Origin of the sequence: Streptomyces sp. NPDC059957 (genome assembly GCF_042730015.1) — a bacterium.
Classification (GTDB): Bacteria; Actinomycetota; Actinomycetes; order Streptomycetales; family Streptomycetaceae; genus Streptomyces.
This window is the reverse complement of the sequence record NZ_JBHWMB010000128.1, coordinates 10,224-13,094: the sequence shown is the minus strand read 5'-3', so window position 1 is coordinate 13,094 and position 2,871 is coordinate 10,224. Positions and strand designations below refer to the sequence as shown.

Below are 2,871 nucleotides of genomic sequence, written 5' to 3'. Positions count from 1 at the left end.
GGCTGCACACCTACAATCACCACCGCGGACACACCGCCCTCGCAGGCAAACCACCCGCCAGCCGCGTCCCCAACCTCACAGGGCAATACACCTAGGCCGGTCCGGGGCCGGCGGGGTGGAAGGCTGCGGGTGGATGGTCGAGCGGAAGGCTCGGATCCCATGTGCCGAGGCACTGGGCGGTCGGCACGAACAGAGGCTGGGGCAGTGCGTCCCGGGGCCAGAACCGCCAGGATCCGATGGCTTCCTCGCACTGTCGCGGTGCACCGGACCAGCGGGTGACCAGGACGGGAACCGTCACCCGGACGATGTCACCCACCCGGTCCAGGAGAGTGCCCAGCACGACGGTGTCGTCGGAGTCGGCCACGAGCCCGGCCTCTTCGCGGAGTTCGCGTACGGCAGCCTCGGCGAAGGTCTCGCCGGGCTCGACGGATCCGCCGGGAAGTTCGAAGGTGCCACGGCGGTGTCGGCCCAGCAGGACACCGTCCGGGCCGTGGATGATCACGCCGACCCCCACGACCGCGTGCGGTGGTGGGGGAGTGTGGGTGCGCTGTCGACTCGGCACCCTCTCCGGGCGCCGGACCTCGTACAGCCGGTAGGAGGCGGCGTTGTCCGGCTGCGGGGCGTCGATCGCCGTGACCGTCTGCAGGGTGAGGCCGTGCTCGACCAGGAGGTCCTCCCACAGCTGGGGGGTGAGGACCCACATGTGGACGGGGTGGGTCCGGGTGGTGCCGGGGAGCCGCAAGTCCTCAGGGCGCGGGGCGACGGCCGTCGAGGGGCCGGCGCCACGGGAGTTGGTGTGCAGCGCGGAGAACAGGAGGCGCCCACCGGGCCTGATGGCGTTGGCCAGCGCGGGAAGGAGCCGGCCGGGGTCCAGGAAGGGCAGACCGTTGACGGAGTAGATCAGGTCGTAGGGGGCCGTGTACCGGAGGTGGGAGACGGCGTCGGCGCAGACGAAGCGGAGCCCGGGAGCGTTCGGGTACCGGGTGACGGCGCGCTCGTGCTGGGTGGGGGAGGCGTCGACGGCGGTGACCTCGGCGCCCAGGGCGGCCAGGCGTGCGGCATGGCGGCCCAGTCCGCTGCCGAGGTCGAGGACGCGAAGGCCCCTGACGTTCCCGAGGCTCTCGATGCCGGGCCCGGCGTCCGTGATGCCCCAGTCCCACCGTTCGATCTCCGGCAGGTCCGGGCGCGCGGTCAGCTGGTGCGCCCCGTAGGCGGTCCAGACTTCGGCGGTCTGCTTCTCGACGTCCATCAACATGTCCTCCAACGGGGCGGGGTCGGTCAGGGGCGCAGGGCGTAGCAGCGGAGCACGTCCAGGTCGTGGGTCCGGACGACGGACCAGCCCGCGGTGAGGACCTCGGCCTCGGCCGGGCCGATCCCGAGGCTCTGGAGGGGGTCGGCGTTCTTCCGGCGGCCGGTGATCTCGGCCACGACCCAGAAGGTCCCGCCGGGTACCAGGAGGCGGCGGACGCGGTTGACGAAGGCCGCTTTGTCGTCGAGCCACCGGTAGACCAGGCGGCAGGTGATGACCGCGTACGCGGAATCCGGCAGGCCGGTTGAGGCGGTCAGGTCGTCGGCCCCGATGTCGGCGCATCTCCACAGCGGGCCGGGCGTTGCCGGGGAGTCCTGGGCGGCGGCGATGGCCAGGGCGCCGGGGGAGCAGTCGATCCCGGTGGCGCGGTACCCGAGCTGATGGTGGAGGTGGCGGGTCAGGGCGCCGTCGCCGCAGCCGATGTCGAGGGCCGGCCGTCCTCGGCCGGGTCCGAGGTGCTGGCCCAGCAGCCGTGTCTCGGCGTCGTCGAGCTGTCGGTACCGGCGGCCTTGGGTCCAGAGGGGATTCCAGTACGCGGCGGTCGAGGTCGAGGCGGTCGTCATGAAGCTCCTTCGCGGGCAGAGGGCAGGGCCGTGCGCGGGGGCGGGGCGGGCATGTCGCGCATGGTGCGGACAGGGGAGAGGAGCAGGAGCGCGACGGGGACGAGTTGGACGACCGCGCCGATCGCGAGGGTGGTGTGTACGCCGAGGTGGAGGACCAGGGCGCCGGCGGCCGCGGCGCCGAGCGGTCGGACGCCGGCGGTCATCGTGGTGCCGGCGGCCTGCATCCGCCCCTGGAAGCGGGGGTCGCAGATCGTCTGCCTGAGGGATCTCTGGCTCGTCCCGGACGCGGTGGCCCAGAAGAGCTGTACGGCCAGGACCAGGGCGAGGGTGGTCTGCCAGCGAAGGCCGGGCCCGGCGAGCAGGAGGGGCACCTGTGTCAGGGGGCTGACCGCGAATCCGACGATGATCGTCGGACCGATGCCGATGCGGGAGGCGATCTTCGGGGCGAGGAGCGCCCCGGCCAGACTGCCGGCGCCTCCGACGCCCATGATCACGCCGAACGCCGTCGGGGACACCTTCAGGACGGCGAGCAGGTAGTACGCCCAGTAGGTGTTCATGATCGCCAGTCCGAGGCTGAGCGTCGAAAGCGCCGCGATCACCGTGCGGATCGTCGGCTGCCCGGCCACGTAGCGCAGTCCCTCACGGATGTCCCGGGCGAGGCTGCGGCGGCCCTGTGGCCGCGCGGTGGGCGGCTCGGGGGTTCGGATGCGCCAGACGAGGAAGGCGGAGACGAGGTGGGACAGGGCATCGGCGATCACCGAGCGGGCCGCGCCGGCGGCGGCGATCAGTGCGGCGCCCAGGTTGTTTCCCAGGCTGTCGGCGACCGACGAGGCCGCACCGAGGCGGGAGTTCGCGCGCTGGAGGAGGTGAGGCTCGACGAGGACGGGCAGGAAGCTGATCGAAGCCGCGCCGTGCACGACTTTGGCGATGCCGAGGACGACGGCGACCGCGTACAGCTGGCCGATGGTGAGCCTGCCGGACACGGCGGCGGCCGGGATG

Annotated in this window: 3 protein-coding genes; all 3 read right to left on the bottom strand. The window is 72.6% G+C overall.

The features are described from left to right. Positions 1-91: 91 nt before the first annotated feature. Entirely contained in the window at positions 92-1,249 is a 1,158-nt protein-coding gene (locus ACFWBW_RS40260) for an NUDIX domain-containing protein (protein WP_385384396.1), read from the bottom strand. 29 nt (positions 1,250-1,278) lie between these two features. Next, positions 1,279-1,872, bottom strand: a complete 594-nt coding sequence (locus ACFWBW_RS40255) for a class I SAM-dependent methyltransferase (RefSeq protein ID WP_385384393.1) — start codon at positions 1,870-1,872, stop codon at positions 1,279-1,281. Next, positions 1,869-2,871 (bottom strand): MFS transporter (locus ACFWBW_RS40250; RefSeq protein ID WP_385384390.1); only part of this gene is annotated, 1,003 nt, incomplete at its 5' end. The genes ACFWBW_RS40250 and ACFWBW_RS40255, both read right to left, overlap by 4 nt.